The 16068-nt window shown below is 56.8% G+C and carries 11 protein-coding genes; 10 read left to right on the top strand and 1 reads right to left on the bottom strand.

Annotated features, from left to right (window positions below; all coding sequences use genetic code 11):
- Positions 1 to 40 precede the first annotated feature (40 nt).
- Positions 41 to 355 (top strand): co-chaperone GroES, encoded by a 315-nt coding sequence (gene groES, locus OIM99_RS10545; protein ID WP_311850292.1) that lies wholly within the window; start codon positions 41 to 43, stop codon positions 353 to 355.
- Between the two features lie 38 nt (positions 356 to 393).
- Positions 394 to 2019 (top strand): chaperonin GroEL, encoded by a 1626-nt coding sequence (gene groL / locus OIM99_RS10540; RefSeq protein WP_311850291.1) that lies wholly within the window; start codon positions 394 to 396, stop codon positions 2017 to 2019.
- Between the two features lie 1429 nt (positions 2020 to 3448).
- Here groL and OIM99_RS10535 read toward each other — a convergent pair.
- Positions 3449 to 5530, bottom strand: a complete 2082-nt coding sequence (locus tag OIM99_RS10535) for a sensor histidine kinase (protein ID WP_311850290.1) — start codon at positions 5528 to 5530, stop codon at positions 3449 to 3451.
- A 20-nt stretch (positions 5531 to 5550) separates the two neighbouring features.
- Here OIM99_RS10535 and OIM99_RS10530 point away from each other — a divergent pair, with 20 nt between their 5' ends.
- From OIM99_RS10530 to OIM99_RS10495, 8 genes are all read left to right on the top strand, one after another.
- Entirely contained in the window at positions 5551 to 6258 is a 708-nt protein-coding gene (locus tag OIM99_RS10530; protein ID WP_311850289.1) for a response regulator transcription factor, read from the top strand.
- A gap of 392 nt (positions 6259 to 6650) precedes the next feature.
- A complete protein-coding gene (locus OIM99_RS10525; RefSeq protein ID WP_311850288.1) occupies positions 6651 to 7406 on the top strand; it encodes a L,D-transpeptidase in 756 nt (251 codons plus the stop codon).
- Between the two features lie 110 nt (positions 7407 to 7516).
- Positions 7517 to 9022 carry a collagen-like protein gene (locus OIM99_RS10520; protein ID WP_311850287.1) on the top strand — a complete coding sequence of 502 codons (1506 nt, stop codon included), beginning with the start codon at positions 7517 to 7519 and terminating at the stop codon, positions 9020 to 9022.
- A gap of 270 nt (positions 9023 to 9292) precedes the next feature.
- Positions 9293 to 10063: a DUF6065 family protein gene (locus tag OIM99_RS10515; RefSeq protein WP_311850286.1), complete on the top strand. Its 771-nt coding sequence runs from the start codon at positions 9293 to 9295 to the stop codon at positions 10061 to 10063.
- Entirely contained in the window at positions 10050 to 10874 is an 825-nt protein-coding gene (locus tag OIM99_RS10510; protein WP_311850285.1) for a DUF6065 family protein, read from the top strand. The genes OIM99_RS10515 and OIM99_RS10510 overlap by 14 nt, the downstream gene beginning before the upstream one ends.
- 91 nt (positions 10875 to 10965) lie before the next feature.
- On the top strand, positions 10966 to 11400 hold the full coding sequence (locus OIM99_RS10505) for a MucR family transcriptional regulator (RefSeq protein ID WP_311850284.1): 435 nt from the start codon (positions 10966 to 10968) through the stop codon (positions 11398 to 11400).
- 193 nt (positions 11401 to 11593) lie between these two features.
- Entirely contained in the window at positions 11594 to 15337 is a 3744-nt protein-coding gene (locus OIM99_RS10500) for an autotransporter outer membrane beta-barrel domain-containing protein (RefSeq protein WP_311850283.1), read from the top strand.
- Between the two features lie 353 nt (positions 15338 to 15690).
- Complete coding sequence (locus OIM99_RS10495; protein WP_311850282.1) at positions 15691 to 16047, top strand: hypothetical protein; 357 nt, start codon at positions 15691 to 15693, stop codon at positions 16045 to 16047.
- Positions 16048 to 16068: the final 21 nt, after the last annotated feature.

Raw genomic sequence — 16068 nt, 5'->3', positions numbered from 1 at the left:
CTGCTTAACATTGTGACCGACATTGAACCTGGAGGAACTCATGAAGTTTCGGCCACTACATGATCGTGTGCTTGTGAAACGTATCGATGCGGAGGAGAAAACCAAGGGCGGGATTATCATTCCCGACACCGCAAAGGAAAAGCCGCAAGAGGGCGAGGTCGTCGCGGTAGGTCCTGGCGCGCGTGATGAGGCAGGGAAGTTGATCCCCCTCGACCTAAAAGTCGGAGACCGAGTGTTATTCGGCAAATGGAGTGGCACGGAGGTCAAGATGGAAGGAGTCGATCTCCTAATCATGAAAGAAAGCGACATCATGGGCGTCATCGAAACCACTACGACGCTCAAGAAGGCCGCTTAAGATCGTGAACCCTCAAGTCTAAGAAGGAGTGAGGAATCATGGCAGCGAAAGACGTTAAGTTTTCGCAAGACGCACGCGAGCGCATGCTGCGGGGCGTCGATACACTTGCAAATGCTGTAAAAGTCACACTCGGCCCGAAAGGCCGCAACGTCGTAATCGACAAATCGTTTGGCGCCCCGCGAATTACCAAAGACGGCGTAACGGTCGCCAAGGAAATCGAGCTTGCGGACAAGTTCGAGAATATGGGCGCTCAGATGGTGCGAGAAGTCGCCTCAAAGCAGAATGACGCGGCTGGCGATGGCACCACAACTGCGACCGTGCTTGCTCAAGCGATCGTTCGAGAGGGTGCCAAAGCAGTCGTTGCTGGCATCAATCCGATGGACCTGAAGCGTGGCATCGATTTGGCAGTCGAGAAGATTGCCGAGTCGCTCCGAGAGCGATCGAAGAAGGTCACTAATTCCGACGAGATCGCGCAGGTCGGCACCATTTCCGCAAACGGCGATCAGACGATCGGCCGCATGATCGCGGAAGCAATGCAAAAGGTAGGTAATGAAGGCGTCATCACTGTCGAGGAAGCCAAGACAGCAGAGACGGAACTCGATGTCGTTGAGGGCATGCAGTTCGATCGCGGTTACCTCTCGCCTTACTTCGTCACCAATTCCGAGAAAATGGTCGCGGAGCTCGAAGATCCATACATCCTTATCCATGAGAAGAAGCTTTCGGGCCTGCAAGCTATGCTTCCGCTATTGGAAGCAGTCGTTCAGACCGGCAAGCCACTTTTGATCGTGGCTGAAGACGTCGAGGGCGAGGCTTTGGCGACCCTCGTCGTGAACAAGCTTCGCGGCGGTCTTAAGATCGCGGCAGTGAAAGCTCCCGGCTTCGGCGATCGTCGGAAGGCAATGTTGGAAGATATTGCTATTCTGACCGGAGGCACTGCAATCAGCGAAGATCTCGGCATCAAGCTCGAGAGCGTTACGATCAATATGCTCGGACGTGCCAAGAAGGTCAGAATCGAAAAGGAGAATACCACGATCGTGGATGGAGCGGGGTCGCGCAAAGATATCGACGCGCGAGTTGCTCAGATCAAGGCTCAGATCGAGGAAACGACATCTGATTATGATCGCGAGAAACTTCAGGAGCGCCTTGCAAAACTTGCCGGTGGCGTCGCTGTCATCCGTGTCGGCGGTGCGACTGAAGTCGAAGTCAAGGAGAAGAAAGATCGAGTGGACGATGCACTCAACGCCACGCGAGCCGCCGTCGAGGAAGGTATCTTACCTGGCGGAGGGGTGGCGCTATTGCGCGCAGCCAAGGCGCTCGATGGGCTCAAACCTGCGAACGATGATCAAAAGACCGGTATTGAGATTGTTCGTAGAGCAATCGCTGCGCCAGCTCGGCAAATCGTCGAAAATGCAGGCGTCGATGGCTCGGTGGTTATCGGTAAGATCCTCGAAGCGGATGACTACGCTTTAGGATACGACGCCCAGAGCGGAGAGTACTGCGATTTGGTCAAGTCGGGGATCATCGATCCTACCAAAGTGGTACGTACAGCTATCCAAGACGCAGCCTCCGTCGCCGGCCTCCTGATTACAACCGAGGCAATGGTTGCCGAGATTCCTAAGAAGGAAAATGCTCCGCCGATACCGGCTGGAGGTATGGACTACTGAGACGTCAAACACGTCCGTTAGATCGAGGCATGGGGTACGCCCCGTGCCTTTTGTTAGCGAGCATTAAACAGACCGCAGGATAAATCGTAGCGGATGTGAAAGATGAACCATTTTGGTGATCTCGCCATTTGGGGAATTATCTTGGCCACGTCGGCGCTGCTGATGCTCACGGCGTACGGATGGCTCATTGAACCCTGGCGCTAGCACGCAGAAACGGCGGCACCTGCGAACCAGGAGGAGATGATGGGAAGTGCCTTAAACAGGCTTGTGTTGTCATGTTTCAAATGTCAGGTGCCGGTCGAAGAAGTCCAGTCATCCGGCGTAGAGCCCGAAGTTCAATGTCCTGTGTGCGGACTCAGAGCCGTCAAATTTGCTGCCTCGCACGAGGCTACACGGCATAGCATTCGGTCGGCTGGCAATCAGGCACTCGATAAAATGGATGAATTGCGCGCGAAAGTAGGCCTACCACAGCGAAACATACCGCGAGAGGAGGTACACACCACATTTTACTTTCATAATAGCTCATCCTGAACGTTAAGGTGCTAGGAGCTTCACGCGTGTGCGTTTGTAAGATTGCGATTCAGGGAAATGCGATTACAACAGGTACGCGAATATTGCATACCTGCCCAGGTAACCAATGAAGAAATTGGCGTACACCCCTGCCGCCATCTGCTTCATTGGTCAGGACTTTTTTCCCTCTAAAAGCCGAGAAGCCATAATTCACTTAAAAGGCGCCGCCTGAGTTCGGCTCATGACGATTATTTCTTTAACGTCTGTCGCCCGCATGCCGCTGGTGATTGCAGTCATTCCTTGGCTCGCGATAATTATGACGCTTGCTGTGATTGTTGATCTGCTCAACCGCGTCAGATCATAAAATGAAAAAGGCCCCGCCTCCGGCGAACCGGAGACGGGGATTTGTTGTAGAGGGAGGGCTGGTTACGACCAGGTACTCTCCGCAAGAATTTGAAACCGCTCTCCAATACGTCTGGCCAACGCTCTCACACCGTCCTTAGCAAAATCAAAACAAACGATGAGCAGAAGGATCACAATCAAAAGCAACACGGCTAGCCACAGAAATGGAGACTTGAGAAACGCTGTGAAGAAAAGGAAGGTCTCAACTTCGCAAGCGATTTCCTATAGCTCTGCGCGTAGCTCCTTGTCGTGTACCTGCTCTGCTGCACGCGAGAGGCCACTGAGAACCGGGACATATCTCCCACGCCCGTCACCGTGTACGAGCCGGCACAGAAAAGGCCACCGTCACCGCCCCTAATCTCTCCTCCCTCGATATAGGCTGCGCCGTTCCCCGTCCCCAGGCCCGTACCAGATTCTACATAGGCGCGACTCGCATCCCCATGGTCGTCACTCCCTGACTTTCAAGTGGCGACAAACTGGCCTCCTGATCGATATTGAAATTGGGAGGGCGAGCTTTCTAATCGTTCCGCCTCGCCACCTTGATGCTATCGTCGATAGGCAAAGTCAGGCAGAAAGTCGATCCGCCGGCGTCGGTGGCAGCCAATATGACATCACCGCCGTGCTGGCGGGCAATCTGCCTTGAAATATAGAGCCCTAAACCAGAGCCCCTCACCCGTTGCCCCGCTGCACGGAAGTACTTCATAAATATGAATTCACGGTCGTCGGGTGCCACGCCCCTGCCCTGGTCCACAATACTGACAAGCGCCACACCATTATCAGCCCAAAGCCGAACCGTTACAGAGCTTGTCACTGGCGAGTATTGCAATGCGTTCTGAAGCAGGTTTTGCAACACAATCTCCAGGAGCCCGCGATCCCCCTTCACCATCACTTCATCGCCCGGCAGGAGCTTAACGCGCGCAGCGCTAACGTCATCCAAACCGGCCTGAATGGCTTGCAGAACCTCATTCAAATCGAACATCTGGATCGCGTGTGACAGTTTCTGCCCAGCATGGACGCGGTCATCGGCAAGGACGTTCTCGAGCAGCAACGCCATCCGCCTGACGGTCTGGCGTATCTTGGCCGCGCGCAACTTGAGAGTGTCGATGCTTTCAGCCGCATAAGACGAAAGATTGTCTGCGGTGGCGGCGATCACAGCCAAAGGACCGCGAAACTCGTGCGATATCAGAGCCACAAAATCCCGCTGCTGAGCCAGAGCTTCATTGACGGCGTCCAGAGACTGTCTGAGTTTGATCTCGAGCAGATGGCGTCGATCCACTTCTAGTTTGAGAGCGGCATTCTTTTCCGCAAGCTCAATGATTCTCTGGTTCACCCTGATTGTCAATTCGCGCTCGGCTAACTGCGAGATCGCGATAATGCGATCCTTCTCCTCGCTTAAGCTGAGCTCCGCAAGCCGCGCGCGCTGCGCGACGGCAGCGCTCAGCAGCACCAAGTGAAGCAAGGTCCCAGCGGCTAGGAATCTGGCAAGTGAACTGTCGATGTTGACGAGCGGGGTTGCTGTGTACTGGTTCTGCATTATTAAAAGGGCGACGAGCATAACGGAAAAAGCCAGTGCTCCCAACACATACTGGTATTGTCGCCGCACCAAAATCAGATAGAAAACTAATACGGTAGTGAAGACATGAGACACTTGCTGTAACCGCGACACGAAGTGGCCGACATCGCCATAACGTCCCAAGATCGCGAACATCAGGGCGATGCCGTTGAGCAACATAACACCTTGGAGAATGCGCCAGGCCCAAATCCAATGCTGGCGGAACTCGAACAGTCGCCCCATGAACCATACGAGGACTATGCTATAGAGACAAACGATCACACCCCAACTGCGATGAATCTGCGCTGGTTCTAACCAGCTCAGTGCATCGCCCGCATATCCCATGTGGAATGTCGATATCAACGCGGCTTCCACAAGCACCGCAGCGTACAGAAGATACAGCGAATCTCTGAGCAGGTAAGCGTAGAGAAGATTTGCGAATATCATGGCGCCAACGGCGCCGGCCACCACGCCTACGATCCAGTAGTCAGTACGACGGTACTTCTCGTATCCGTCCTCCTGCCAGATTCTCAATGCAGTCGTTATTGAGGTCGACGACTGAAGGCGAAGGTAATATTCCGCTTCAGCAGGTGGGACGGGGATTGGAAACAGCGCCGGATAAGCGGGATCGACGCTTTTATCCCGGTATAGATTGCCACGAGCCGGAGGCGAGGCAGTGAAGCGTCCCCCTCCATCGGGAACATATAGGGTGACCTGTTCGATCAAGGGCCGTTCAATCTGTAGCAGCCATTGTTTGGGGATCGCCGGCGCGGACAGGGAGAAGCGGACCCAGATCGCGCCCTTTCGATAGCCTTGCGTGAGCATGGACGGGATCGGCTGAAACTGGACGTCGGAGTGCCCGGACGCAACCTCCTCTATCGTGAGCGCACCGGTTGGATCGTAAAAGACAGCGAGGTGACCGCCGAGCGAAACGGAAGCCTCCATGCCATCCGTTAATTTCAAGGCAAGAGCCCAGGCCATTTGCGGGGCAAGACACCCGAGCAAGATGGACAATGTAACAAAAAAATGAAATCGAATACGATACATTCGCTGCATGGGGGCCATGGATGACTGGAGAAGGTTGGAGGCGGAGCGATGCTGCGCTATCCCCCCTCGTTTATCTTGTCGATGACGACAGGGACTTTTGCGAGGAAATGGTCTTTGGATTGTCGAGGCTGGGTTTAAACGTACAGGAATTTAACAACGCAGCGGCACTCTACAGAGCTTACGCTGCCAGGCCGGCCGACATCGTGATTCTCGACATTGGTTTGGATGGCGAGGACGGCCTGTCCATCGCCGCTCACTTGCGTGCATCGCAACCGGTCGGGATCATCATGGCGACGGCCCGAGGCTCTATAGATGACAGGGTCAATGGTCTTGAAAAAGGAGCAGATGCTTATCTTGTCAAACCGATTGATGCCCGGGAATTGGCTGCCACGGTCAGGGCGCTCAATGGACGTCTGAATAAACACGGTGTGCCGCCTCCTCCTCTTCAATGGGCGCTGGTGGAAGGCGGATGGGTACTCACCGACGGAATAGGCCACCGCCTTCGCTTGACTACCTCGGAGAGGAGCTTTTTGGAACTCCTGTTCAAAGAACGTGGTAAAACCGTCGAGCGGCGCGCATTCGTCGAAGCAATGGGCGGCAACGTTTATGACTTTGACTATGGTCAAATAGACACCATCGTGAGCCGTCTGCGGCGACGGGCCCAGAAGTCCAACATGCTTCTTCCTCTTCATTCGATTCGCGGGATTGGCTTCTCTTTCTCTGATTAGAGTGACTGCGTTTCGGCGCGCGAGCTCGATCATGAAGAGAGCAAGCAGGGAGCATTTTGCAGGCCGCCGACAGCAGACGCGGGGAACGAGCAGCGCCGCCGTCTTTGTTCCAATCAGGGCGAGAGTTAAAATGACGCCGGGCGCATCGCCTTACCGCGTAGCCGTGCAGGCTCTGCGGTCATAAACGCCATGATCACAGCTGCTCGTCGTCGCCAAATGTCATCGGCACAGGCTGAGTGACAGAATGAGACAGTATGTGAGATATACTGTAATATACTGTCATTGTGAGTGTATCTGAGCCTCCATATTCTTAAGCGATTCGAGTTTTCTAAGTACAGGATCGCTAATTGGCTTGGCTGGAGCGTTCAATCTCCGGCTTCTATGGGGGTTAAATGATTCCCGAAAATTTAGACAGGCTCAGGTTGTTGCCTGAGGAGCAGGCTGGCCGCCTGCGAAGCGTGGCGGTTTCGGCTTCCCGCGATCTCGAATATCCTTCCTTGTCGCAATCGAAGAGCAAGGCCAGCGACCTCCAGGCTCGTGTGTCCTTTGTCGTGGCTGCGTTGGCGCTTGGGGGCTGTGTTTCGGAAACGGCAACGTCCCGGCCAGAAGCGCAGATTGTGGCCCAGGCGCCCGCTGCGCTCTCGCACCGCGATGTTCATTTCCTGTCGCTGATGCCGCAAGTCCGACCCAACCCACTTTATGCGCGGATGGTTGTCGACAATCCGACGCAAGCGCCTCCAGGCACAATCGTCGTTGATGCACAGCAGCGGCTACTCTATCTGACACTGCCAGATAGGAAGGCTATTCGGTATGTTGTCGCGACCGGTCGCGACGGTTTTGCTTGGCGCGGTTCTGTTTATGTTGGTCGAAAGGCCGACTGGCCAGATTGGACGCCGCCTCCGGAAATGCGCAGCCGCGATCCGATGGCCCGATGGACGGCTGGCGGCGCGGAGAACCCGCTTGGTGCGCGAGCACTCTATCTTTATGCCAACGGCGCGGACACGCTCTATCGAATTCACGGTACGAACGATCCATTCAGCGTCGGCATGCCGGTCTCATCCGGCTGCATTCGCATGAGTAACGCCGACATCATTGATCTCGCAAGCCGCGTGCCGAACGGTACGCGCGTCATCGTCGTCCACGCCTGATCTGAACATCCTCGCTGCGTTAACGGCGAGCGCCTTGCAGCTTCAGGCATCCGTTTATTCTGATCGTATTGCCTGCGTCATCATATCCTTCGATCATAGTGGGGAAGATCATGTCTTTGCGCACAGAGCTCACACTCAGTTGCTCCGTTTTTGCTATGGCCTGCTTTTGGGCTGCTACATCCGGCTCAGCCCAGACGGCAACGAATGAACAGCTCTATAAGATGATTGTTGATCTTCAAACGCGGCAAAAAGCGTTGGAGAGCGAGTTAAAGACGGCGACCACTGAGGCTGCTAAAGCGAAAGCGGAGTTGCGTAGGCTTAATGCTGGTGGATCAAGACCAGCAGCCCGGTCTGGGCGGGATTATGTGGAGCATATTCCTGCGATTGCGGGTCCGCCTATCGCCGGCCCTGCCATCGCGGGTGGTGGCCTGCCTCCACAGGCGCCGCCTGGCACTCAAGCCGTAGCAGCCATCAACGGAAAACTCGAACTCGGCGGAGGCAGCAATCTTGGGCGGGCTGCTTTCGGCTACGCTGGCGGCTCGTTGGCGGTGCCCCTCGGGCAGTCGTTCGGTGCTCAGATCGACGGTGTCGGTGGCATTACCCGCAATAGCGGCTTCTTTGGCGGCGCCGGTCACGTATTTTGGCGCGATCCTTCTGTAGGTGCGATTGGCCTTTACGGCAGTTATCTCTACGGGACGGGCTATTTTACAACGCGCTTTGGCGACATCGTAAACGGTCGTCAAAACGTTAAAGGTGGCCTGGAGGCCCAGCTATATTGGGGTCGATTTACGCTGCAAGGGGTAGCAGGCGTCGAATATGACAATCTCTACGGCAGATCCCGTTTCTTTGATGATATGCGGTTGGCCTGGTACGCGACAGATAACTTGAAATTGAACATTGGCCACCGCTTCACCGGTGGTCGCAACCAGATCGTTGGCGGCGCCGAATATCTGACCAATTTCAGCACTGGCACCGCCGCCTCGCTCTTTGCCGAGGTTGCCTATGGCAAGGTAAGCAAGGATTACTACACCGGCTTTGCGGACTGGAAGAGCCGCGACCTGACCTTCAAGGCCGGCCTACGTGTCTATTTCGGCACAAGTGGCAATTCGACTACGCCGATGGCTGTTTACGGCAGTCCAGATTTCGGCGCAAAGCGTGGCGGTACTTTCACGGCGCCTGCTCCGACACCCTTGGGCGAGCGCACGCTCATGCAGCGCGATCGCGAGGATTACATGCCCAGCTATATCGGACGCGATGCTGCCGATATGCCAAGCAGTACGAGGCGCACGCCGGTCAGAGTGATCGCGGGACCGCCCGGTCCTCCGGGCCCCGCCGGGGCGCCTGGCACGGGAACTCCTGGTACTCCTGGTACTCCTGGCACTCCTGGCACTCCTGGCACTCCTGGCACTCCTGGGACCCCCGGCAAAGATGGCCTGCCTGGCACTCCTGGTACTCCTGGCGCCACCGGAGAACCTGGCGCTCCTGGCGCTCCTGGCGAACCCGGCACTCCTGGCACTCCTGGCGATCCGGGAGCGCCTGGCGCTCCCGGACCTGCCGGACCGGAGGGGCCTATGGGACCTCCGGGACCTCCGGGACCTCCGGGACCGGCTGGTTAAGGCATCAGATACCTTGTGCGACAACTCAGGTCTGTTCTTGAGAGGGCTAGGACCAAGCATGCCGAAGCGGGGCGCACCCATTGGTCGATTCTCCTTCCAATTGTTTCTCTGCTTCATCCGTAGAGAGTTTCCCCGACGACAAAAGCATCGGAGCTTTCTCTGGCGAGCCCTGGCGCCTTGGCGGGATCTATTGGTTGAGCATCTGTTTTCATGCGGCGGGGAGGTTTCCCGCCGCAATGTTAGGTCTAATCGATTATTGGGGTGCGAGGAATGAACGCGCCAAAACTAGATTGTTTTGCTCTCTCCAAGTCCCCGCCTTTGCTGGTGCCCGCGGGCATGGAGCGATCGTGGATGGACAAAACAAGCGATCATTTCGCTTATCGGTGCACCCCCCTGGCAATAGCGAACGCAACGGGCTGGGAGCTTTTAAACCCTTCGGGTTTTTCTGCCACTTGGACTGGAGGTAATGGGAAGGATGACATCATCCTGCGCCCTCATGAGCCAGGCCAAAGTCTCCATCAAACCGGCTTTTTCTTCGGTCACGGCATCATCAGCTTCCATCCAGGCTATCTCTTCCGTACCGATCCAGACTGGGTGGTCTGGGCCCGGGGGGCGCCGAACCGCATCAAGGACGGCATTCATCCCCTTGAAGGCTTGGTAGAGACTAATTGGCTACCCTTCACCTTCACCATGAATTGGAAATTCACGCGTCCCTGCACCGTGCATTTCGAGAAAGACGAGCCGTTCTGTTTCATTACCGTCGTTCCGAGCGTCGCAATTGAATCCATAGAGCCATGCATCCGACAGATCGAGGACGAGCCCAATCTGCATAAAGAATTGAAAATCTGGACGAGCGAGAGAACTAAATTTGCAGCCGCCCAGAAGCTCGGCGACGCTCTTGCCCTCGAACAGAAATGGCAAAAAAATTATCTTATGGGCAAGTCACCGAGCGGGCGTTCGGTCGCGGATGACAACCATCGCGTAAAACGTAAACTCAAGCCTCCTGTCTCGGGATGTCCGGTGAAGCATGCCCCAGAGTGACCGCCCTGACGAAGGAGACACATCTCCACCGTTGAAACTGGAATGCTATGCCATTCACGATCCTGCACCCAAGCTGGTTCCAGGCGTAAGTGAGCGTGATTGGATGGACTATACAAACCAGCACTTCGCCTATCGTTGCACACCGTTAACGATTGCGAACACTTCTGGCTGGGAGTTGCTCAATCCTTCCGGTTTCTCCGCAACTTGGACAGGCTATAACGGCGAAAGTGATATTATCTTGCGGCCGGACGATCGAGGCGACGAGCTTCGGCAAGTATCGCTTGGCTTTGGACATGGGATCCTTACCTTTCACGTAGGTTATCTATTCCGAACTGATCCGGGTTGGATGCTCTGGGCACGAGGAGCACCGAACCGGCTCAAGCACGGGATACAGGCTCTCGATGGATTGGTTGAAACCGATTGGCTGCCCTTCACTTTCACAATGAACTGGAAATTCACAGAACCGGGGACAATTCATTTCGAAAGAGATGAACCGTTCTGCTTCATTACCCCGATGCCCGCCCTTCCGATTGAGACCATCCAACCCGTCATCAGTCGCCTCGACGAAAATCGTGAACTACATTGGGAATACAAGAACTGGCTGAGCGAGCGCAGTAAGTTTAACTTTGCTTTACGGGCTGGAGATCCTGTCGCCTTAGAGCAGAAGTGGCAGAAGAATTATTTTTTTGGCAAATCACCGACGGGGCAGTCTGTTGCGAATAGCAACCATCGTGTGAAACGGTCTCTAAAAGCGCCGATATCACGGAGCGAACAAAAACTAAATAAACATGTTCAATTCAAGGACGACTGAATGCTAAGTCCGCAATTCAGCAAGCGTGATTTTGAGAGCTAGTTCTTGCATTTATATTTTGATGTTTTTTGAGGATTAGGCAGGTAGGGCCATGAGCGATCAGAACGACCATGGGGCTAATTTGATTGTACTCGCCGCTGATATTGTGTCCGCTTACGTTAGAAACAATCCTGTTCCGACGACTGCACTGCCAAAGCTTATCTCAGAGGTTCATTCTGCGCTGGCGCGAATAGGCGGTTTATCGAAATCCGCTAAGATGATCGAGCCGCCCATACCCGCAGTTCCTGCGCGCCGCTCGGTCCATGACGATTTCATCATCTGTTTGGAAGACGGGAAGCGCTTTAAATCGCTGCGCCGCCACTTGCGCTCGCAGTACAATATGAGCCCCGAGCAATATCGCGAGAAATGGCGCCTGCCGTCGGACTATCCGATGGTCGCGCCCAACTATGCCAAAATTCGTTCGCAATTGGCCAAGGAAATCCACCTTGGCCAACAGCGTCGCGGTCGGGTGGCTAAGCGGGTCTAATTACTTAGGCTGTTTTTTGCTTAGGATCAGAGTGATGAGGTCATAGAACGGGAATCGTTTTAGCCGTCCTTTCGGGCTCTTTCGTCGAACCAAACCTTTGATGATTGCCCACTTGTAAAGTCTTAATAAGATCGGCCGTTATTGCTTCTTGGGGTTTCTGGCTGCAGATGATTCGCGGAAGGGGGCTGCATCGATGCGTACAAATCGCATGGAATCGCCAATTGCCGTTGCAGATTTGGATCTATGGTTGGGTAACTCGCTGAAATGGACGCTGTTGGGCTCCGTCGGCTGCCGCCGCACCATCTTGGCCACCGCGGCGATGGCGCTGCTGCCTTCCGCTCAAGCCCTCGCCCAATGCGCAGGCGCGCCAGCGGCGGTTAGCATCTCCTCCGGCAATTGCGTGGATCCCGCCTTCACCGATCGGACCAGCGCGGGCACCGTGGTCGAAGTCTTCGGCACTGGGAGCTATAGTGCCACCTCGACCCATCTTTTGGTAACCGGCAGCGGCTACGGCGCATATGCGGGCGACAGCGGGACGATCACTTTAACCGGCACCCCAAACGACAGCACGACGCTCAGCGAGATCACGACCTATGGCACGGGCAGCCACGCTCTTTTCGCCAATGGCGGAGGCGTGATCATCGGCGACAATACAGCCATCTACACCAACGATGGCGGTGCCCACGGCATTGTAGCGACGGGAACGGGCAGCAAGGTTACGTTGACCGATAGCGCGGTGAACACCTACGGCGACGGCTCCTATGGTGCCTACGTGGCCAGCGGTGGGATGATCACCCTCACCCGCACCGATATCCAGACCTACGGTGCGGGCGCTTCTGCTGTCTTCGTAGACGCTAAAGGCTCGATCATCCTCAACAACGTGAACACGTTCAGCATGGGCGCGAACAATGCCTCGGGCGCCATCGCATCGGGCGCCGAAAGCAGTCTCACGCTGAATAGCAGCTACATTAACGTTTACAGCAATGACGCGGTCGGTCTGCTCGCTGCAGATGGAGGAACGATCAATCTCAATGGCGGCGCCGTCGTTACCGGCGATTATTACGGGGGCACCGTCATCGCCAACTCCCCGGGCATCCTCGCCAGGGGAACCGGCAGCACCATCCAGGTCAGCAATGGCGCGACTTCTGCCACCTATGGAGCAAACAGTCCGGGCGTATGGGCTGATGCCGGAGGCAGGATCGACTTTTCAGGCTACGGCATTTTCACCTATCAGCCCAATTCACCTGGCGCGCAGGCAGATGGAGGCAGCACGGTCACTCTGACCGACACGATAGTGCGCACCTCCGGCCCTTCTAGTGCTGGCGTCCTCGTCCGTGGGGGCAGCACGATCATCGTAACGGGCACCGAGATCACCAGCGGATATCGGGTGACCGGAGGTTCCCCACCGGTCCTCCAGTTTCCGGACGCAGAGATCGGCTTGGAGGCTCATGGCGCGGATGTGATTGGGGCCGGCAGTCGACTACAGGCCGAGAACGCGAACATCACTACGAATGGCGACGGCGCCGTCGGCGTCAGGGTCAGCCAGGGCGGCACGGCCGTAATTATCGGCGGCACTATCGTAACCCACGGCGCCGATACCGCTACCGTGGGCGGCGCCGACGGTGCCCGGGCGGCAGACGCCGGTAGCAGCATCATCCTCACCGGCACCTCGGTCAGTACTGCGAACGTCAATGCCATGGGCCTGCATGCGCTGGCGGGCGGCACCATCGCGGCCACGGATGTCACGGTCGCCACGCAGGGGCAGAACTCTTTCGGCATCCAGGCGCAGGATGCCGGTAGCACCATCACTCTGACCCGTGCCGCTATTACCACCGCTGGAGACGCCGCCACCGGCATCCAGGCCAACAACAGTGGCAACGTGCAAGTCACCGGTGGATCAGTTGCCACCACTGGCAGCGCCGCACATGGTATCGCCGCAATCAACGGCGGCACGCTTACGACCTCCGGCACTGTAGTCGCCGCGGACGGCGCCGGATCGGCGGCGATCTACCTCGCCGGTAGCGCGCCCAGCACCATTTCGATTACCGGCGGCAGCCTGAGAGCCGCCAGCAACGCGATCGTCCTTGCCGAAGGTGGTACCGGCACAGTGTCGATTACTGGGGGAACCAGTATCACCCCTGCCCTCGTCAACGGTCGGCTGTTGCTGGCACGGGTGACAGAAGACGGCGTAGGCAACCCGGCCAATCTGACATTGAACATTGCCGGGATGCCGGCACTCACCGGCGACGTCGTCGTCGATCCCTCCACACTCGCCTACAACCTCAGCAACAGCAATTGGACCGGCAACCTCGTTTTGGCCGGGCCGGGCAATACCGCAACCGCGACCCTGGACGGTTCGAAGTGGACCGGCGACCTCCTGGCCGACCCTAGCAACACCGCTGACGTGGCGCTGACGAAGGGAAGCCTGTGGACTGGCTTGGCGCAAAACGCGACCAATGTCGCGATCGATGCCAACAGCGCCTGGAACGTAACGGGAGATTCCAACGCAACCGGCGCCGTGACCAATGCCGGCCTAATCCAGTTCCTATCGCGCAGCCAAGGCTACACGGTGCTTACCGCCGGCAACTATATCGGCAACAATGGCCGCATTGGCTTCAATACCTACCTGGGCTCCGACAATTCGCCGAGCAATCTGCTGATCATCAATGGCGGCGCAGCAACCGGTAACACGGCGCTATTGATTGCCAATACCGGAGGCCCAGGAGCGTTGACGGTGGCCGATGGCATCCGGCTCGTTCAGGTGACGAATGGCGGATCCACCGCCGCCGGCGCCTTCACGCTCAGCCAGCGCGTAGCCGCCGGGGCATATGAATATCAACTCTTCCGCGGCGGCAGTACCGATCCGAACGATTGGTTCCTGCGCTCCACTTTGATCACCGACTCCTCGAACCCAGGTCAACCGCCCTCGCCGCCGAGTGGACCAGTGATCCCGCTGTATCGCCCAGAAGTGGCACTCTATGCGCCAATCCCGGCGATCGGCCGGCAAATGGGGCTCGCGACTCTCGGCACTCTGCATGAGCGCGTCGGCGAGCAAGAGAACATCCGCGCCCTGACCGGCCGCGGCTATGCCAACGGCGGCTGGGTTCGTGTCATCGGGGAACGCACCACCAACAATTGGAACGGCACCGTCAACAGCCGCGCCACCGCAAACCTCATCGGTCTGCAGGGCGGCGTCGATGTCATCCGCACAAATCCTTATGCGGGCGGCCATCGTGACCATCTCGGCATCTATGGTGCCTATACCGACTACAACGCGCCGTCAGTGTCCGGCTTCGCCCTCGGCGTTCAGAATCTTCGCGTCGGCCGGCTGTCAATGACGGGGTCTTCGCTCGGCGCCTACTGGACCCATTTCGGGCCGAGTGGCTGGTATGTCGACGCGGTCCTTCAACACACCTGGTATGATGTCAAAGCGCGCTCAGACTACGGCACTGGTCTGTCCACCAAAGCAACCGGCTTCACCGCTTCGCTAGAGACTGGCTACCCGATCCGCTTCGGCGACGGCAATCGCTGGCTGATCGAGCCGCAGGCGCAGATCATCTCTCAAACGATGTCAGTGGACCGCTCCGGCGACGCTTATTCCACTGTGAATTGGAAAGCGGGCAATGCCTGGACAGGACGGCTCGGAGCCCGACTGCAATACAGCAACCAAGACGCGCAAGGCAGGCTTTGGCAGCCCTATGCGCGGATCAATCTTTGGCATTCCTTCGCCGGTAATGACGGTGCACTCTTCGGTCCATCCTCACCCATCATGGAAACTCGCTTCGGCGGTACTTCGCTGGAGGTCGGTGGCGGCATCACGGTGCGGGTCAACAAGAACTTGAGCTTCTACGGCCAAGGCAGCTATCGTTGGTCGCTCGATGGCCGCAGCCGCCAAAGTCCCACGCTTGGCACATTCGGCGTTCGGATCAACTGGTGACTATCGCGCTCATCGAGGTTTCGAGTGTCCGAGAAAGACAGCTTCGATGCCCAAGTATAGTGAGGGCTCTAATCTCGGTTCGAGTGGTCGTGGTACCGATTATCGAAAATTGGATTGCAAAACTGCTCGTGTGACGGCGATACAGTCACAGATACGAAGCTTGGCTTTTCGTCGTCAATCGGTATTGTGAGTGCAACCAGGACCGCCAGCATCGGCTCTTGGCCAGGGTCGCGCTGAAGCTCCCGGCCCAACGCGCGACCCACTCTAATTATCGCACTCGACTAGCTCGGCTGGCGTTACGACACATCTATGCTTGCGACCCGATCAGGAGATATTCACGGTCGAGCATTTGGATGTCGGAATTGACCATCGGCCTGGAACTGGCTGACCATCATTCAATCTCAGCCACGCACCGGGACGTCGTCCAGTGCTACAACCAGGATGACTGCGTCTCGACAGAGGCGCTCCGCAACTGGCTGGAAGCACGCTGGTCCGGCCTTGTTGCGCAGGGCACAGATGTACCGCATCCGCCACCTGGTCAGGACGGGCCGAGCGAAGCGATCTCAGAGCGACAGAAACGTCCCATCCATTCCAGTGCCCGACGTGAGTTGGGTGAACAGATACGAGTTGTCAGCAGCATTCATACCGTAGGTAACTATCGACCCGTTTCTCTCGAACGTGACATTCAGGTGTCCCGTGTCGAAAATTGAAACTGAAGATATCTCGTCAGG

The organism is Methylocella sp. CPCC 101449, from assembly GCF_031921685.1.
GTDB lineage: Bacteria > Pseudomonadota > Alphaproteobacteria > Rhizobiales > Beijerinckiaceae > Terripilifer.
The sequence above is the reverse complement of the archived record's forward strand: the minus strand, read 5'-3'. Positions and strand labels throughout refer to the sequence as shown.

What these genes read in the sequence shown, in the direction of transcription:
- OIM99_RS10515 (WP_311850286.1), top strand. Translation starts at nt 9,293, where the DNA reads ATGAACGCGCCAAAACTAGATTGTTTTGCTCTCTCCAAGTCCCCGCCT.
- OIM99_RS10520 (WP_311850287.1), top strand. Translation starts at nt 7,517, where the DNA reads ATGTCTTTGCGCACAGAGCTCACACTCAGTTGCTCCGTTTTTGCTATG.
- OIM99_RS10510 (WP_311850285.1), top strand. Translation starts at nt 10,050, where the DNA reads ATGCCCCAGAGTGACCGCCCTGACGAAGGAGACACATCTCCACCGTTG.
- OIM99_RS10505 (WP_311850284.1), top strand. Translation starts at nt 10,966, where the DNA reads ATGAGCGATCAGAACGACCATGGGGCTAATTTGATTGTACTCGCCGCT.
- OIM99_RS10500 (WP_311850283.1), top strand. Translation starts at nt 11,594, where the DNA reads ATGCGTACAAATCGCATGGAATCGCCAATTGCCGTTGCAGATTTGGAT.
- groES (WP_311850292.1), top strand. Translation starts at nt 41, where the DNA reads ATGAAGTTTCGGCCACTACATGATCGTGTGCTTGTGAAACGTATCGAT.
- OIM99_RS10525 (WP_311850288.1), top strand. Translation starts at nt 6,651, where the DNA reads ATGATTCCCGAAAATTTAGACAGGCTCAGGTTGTTGCCTGAGGAGCAG.
- OIM99_RS10530 (WP_311850289.1), top strand. Translation starts at nt 5,551, where the DNA reads ATGACTGGAGAAGGTTGGAGGCGGAGCGATGCTGCGCTATCCCCCCTC.
- OIM99_RS10535 (WP_311850290.1), bottom strand. Translation starts at nt 5,530, where the DNA reads ATGTATCGTATTCGATTTCATTTTTTTGTTACATTGTCCATCTTGCTC.
- groL (WP_311850291.1), top strand. Translation starts at nt 394, where the DNA reads ATGGCAGCGAAAGACGTTAAGTTTTCGCAAGACGCACGCGAGCGCATG.
- OIM99_RS10495 (WP_311850282.1), top strand. Translation starts at nt 15,691, where the DNA reads ATGTCGGAATTGACCATCGGCCTGGAACTGGCTGACCATCATTCAATC.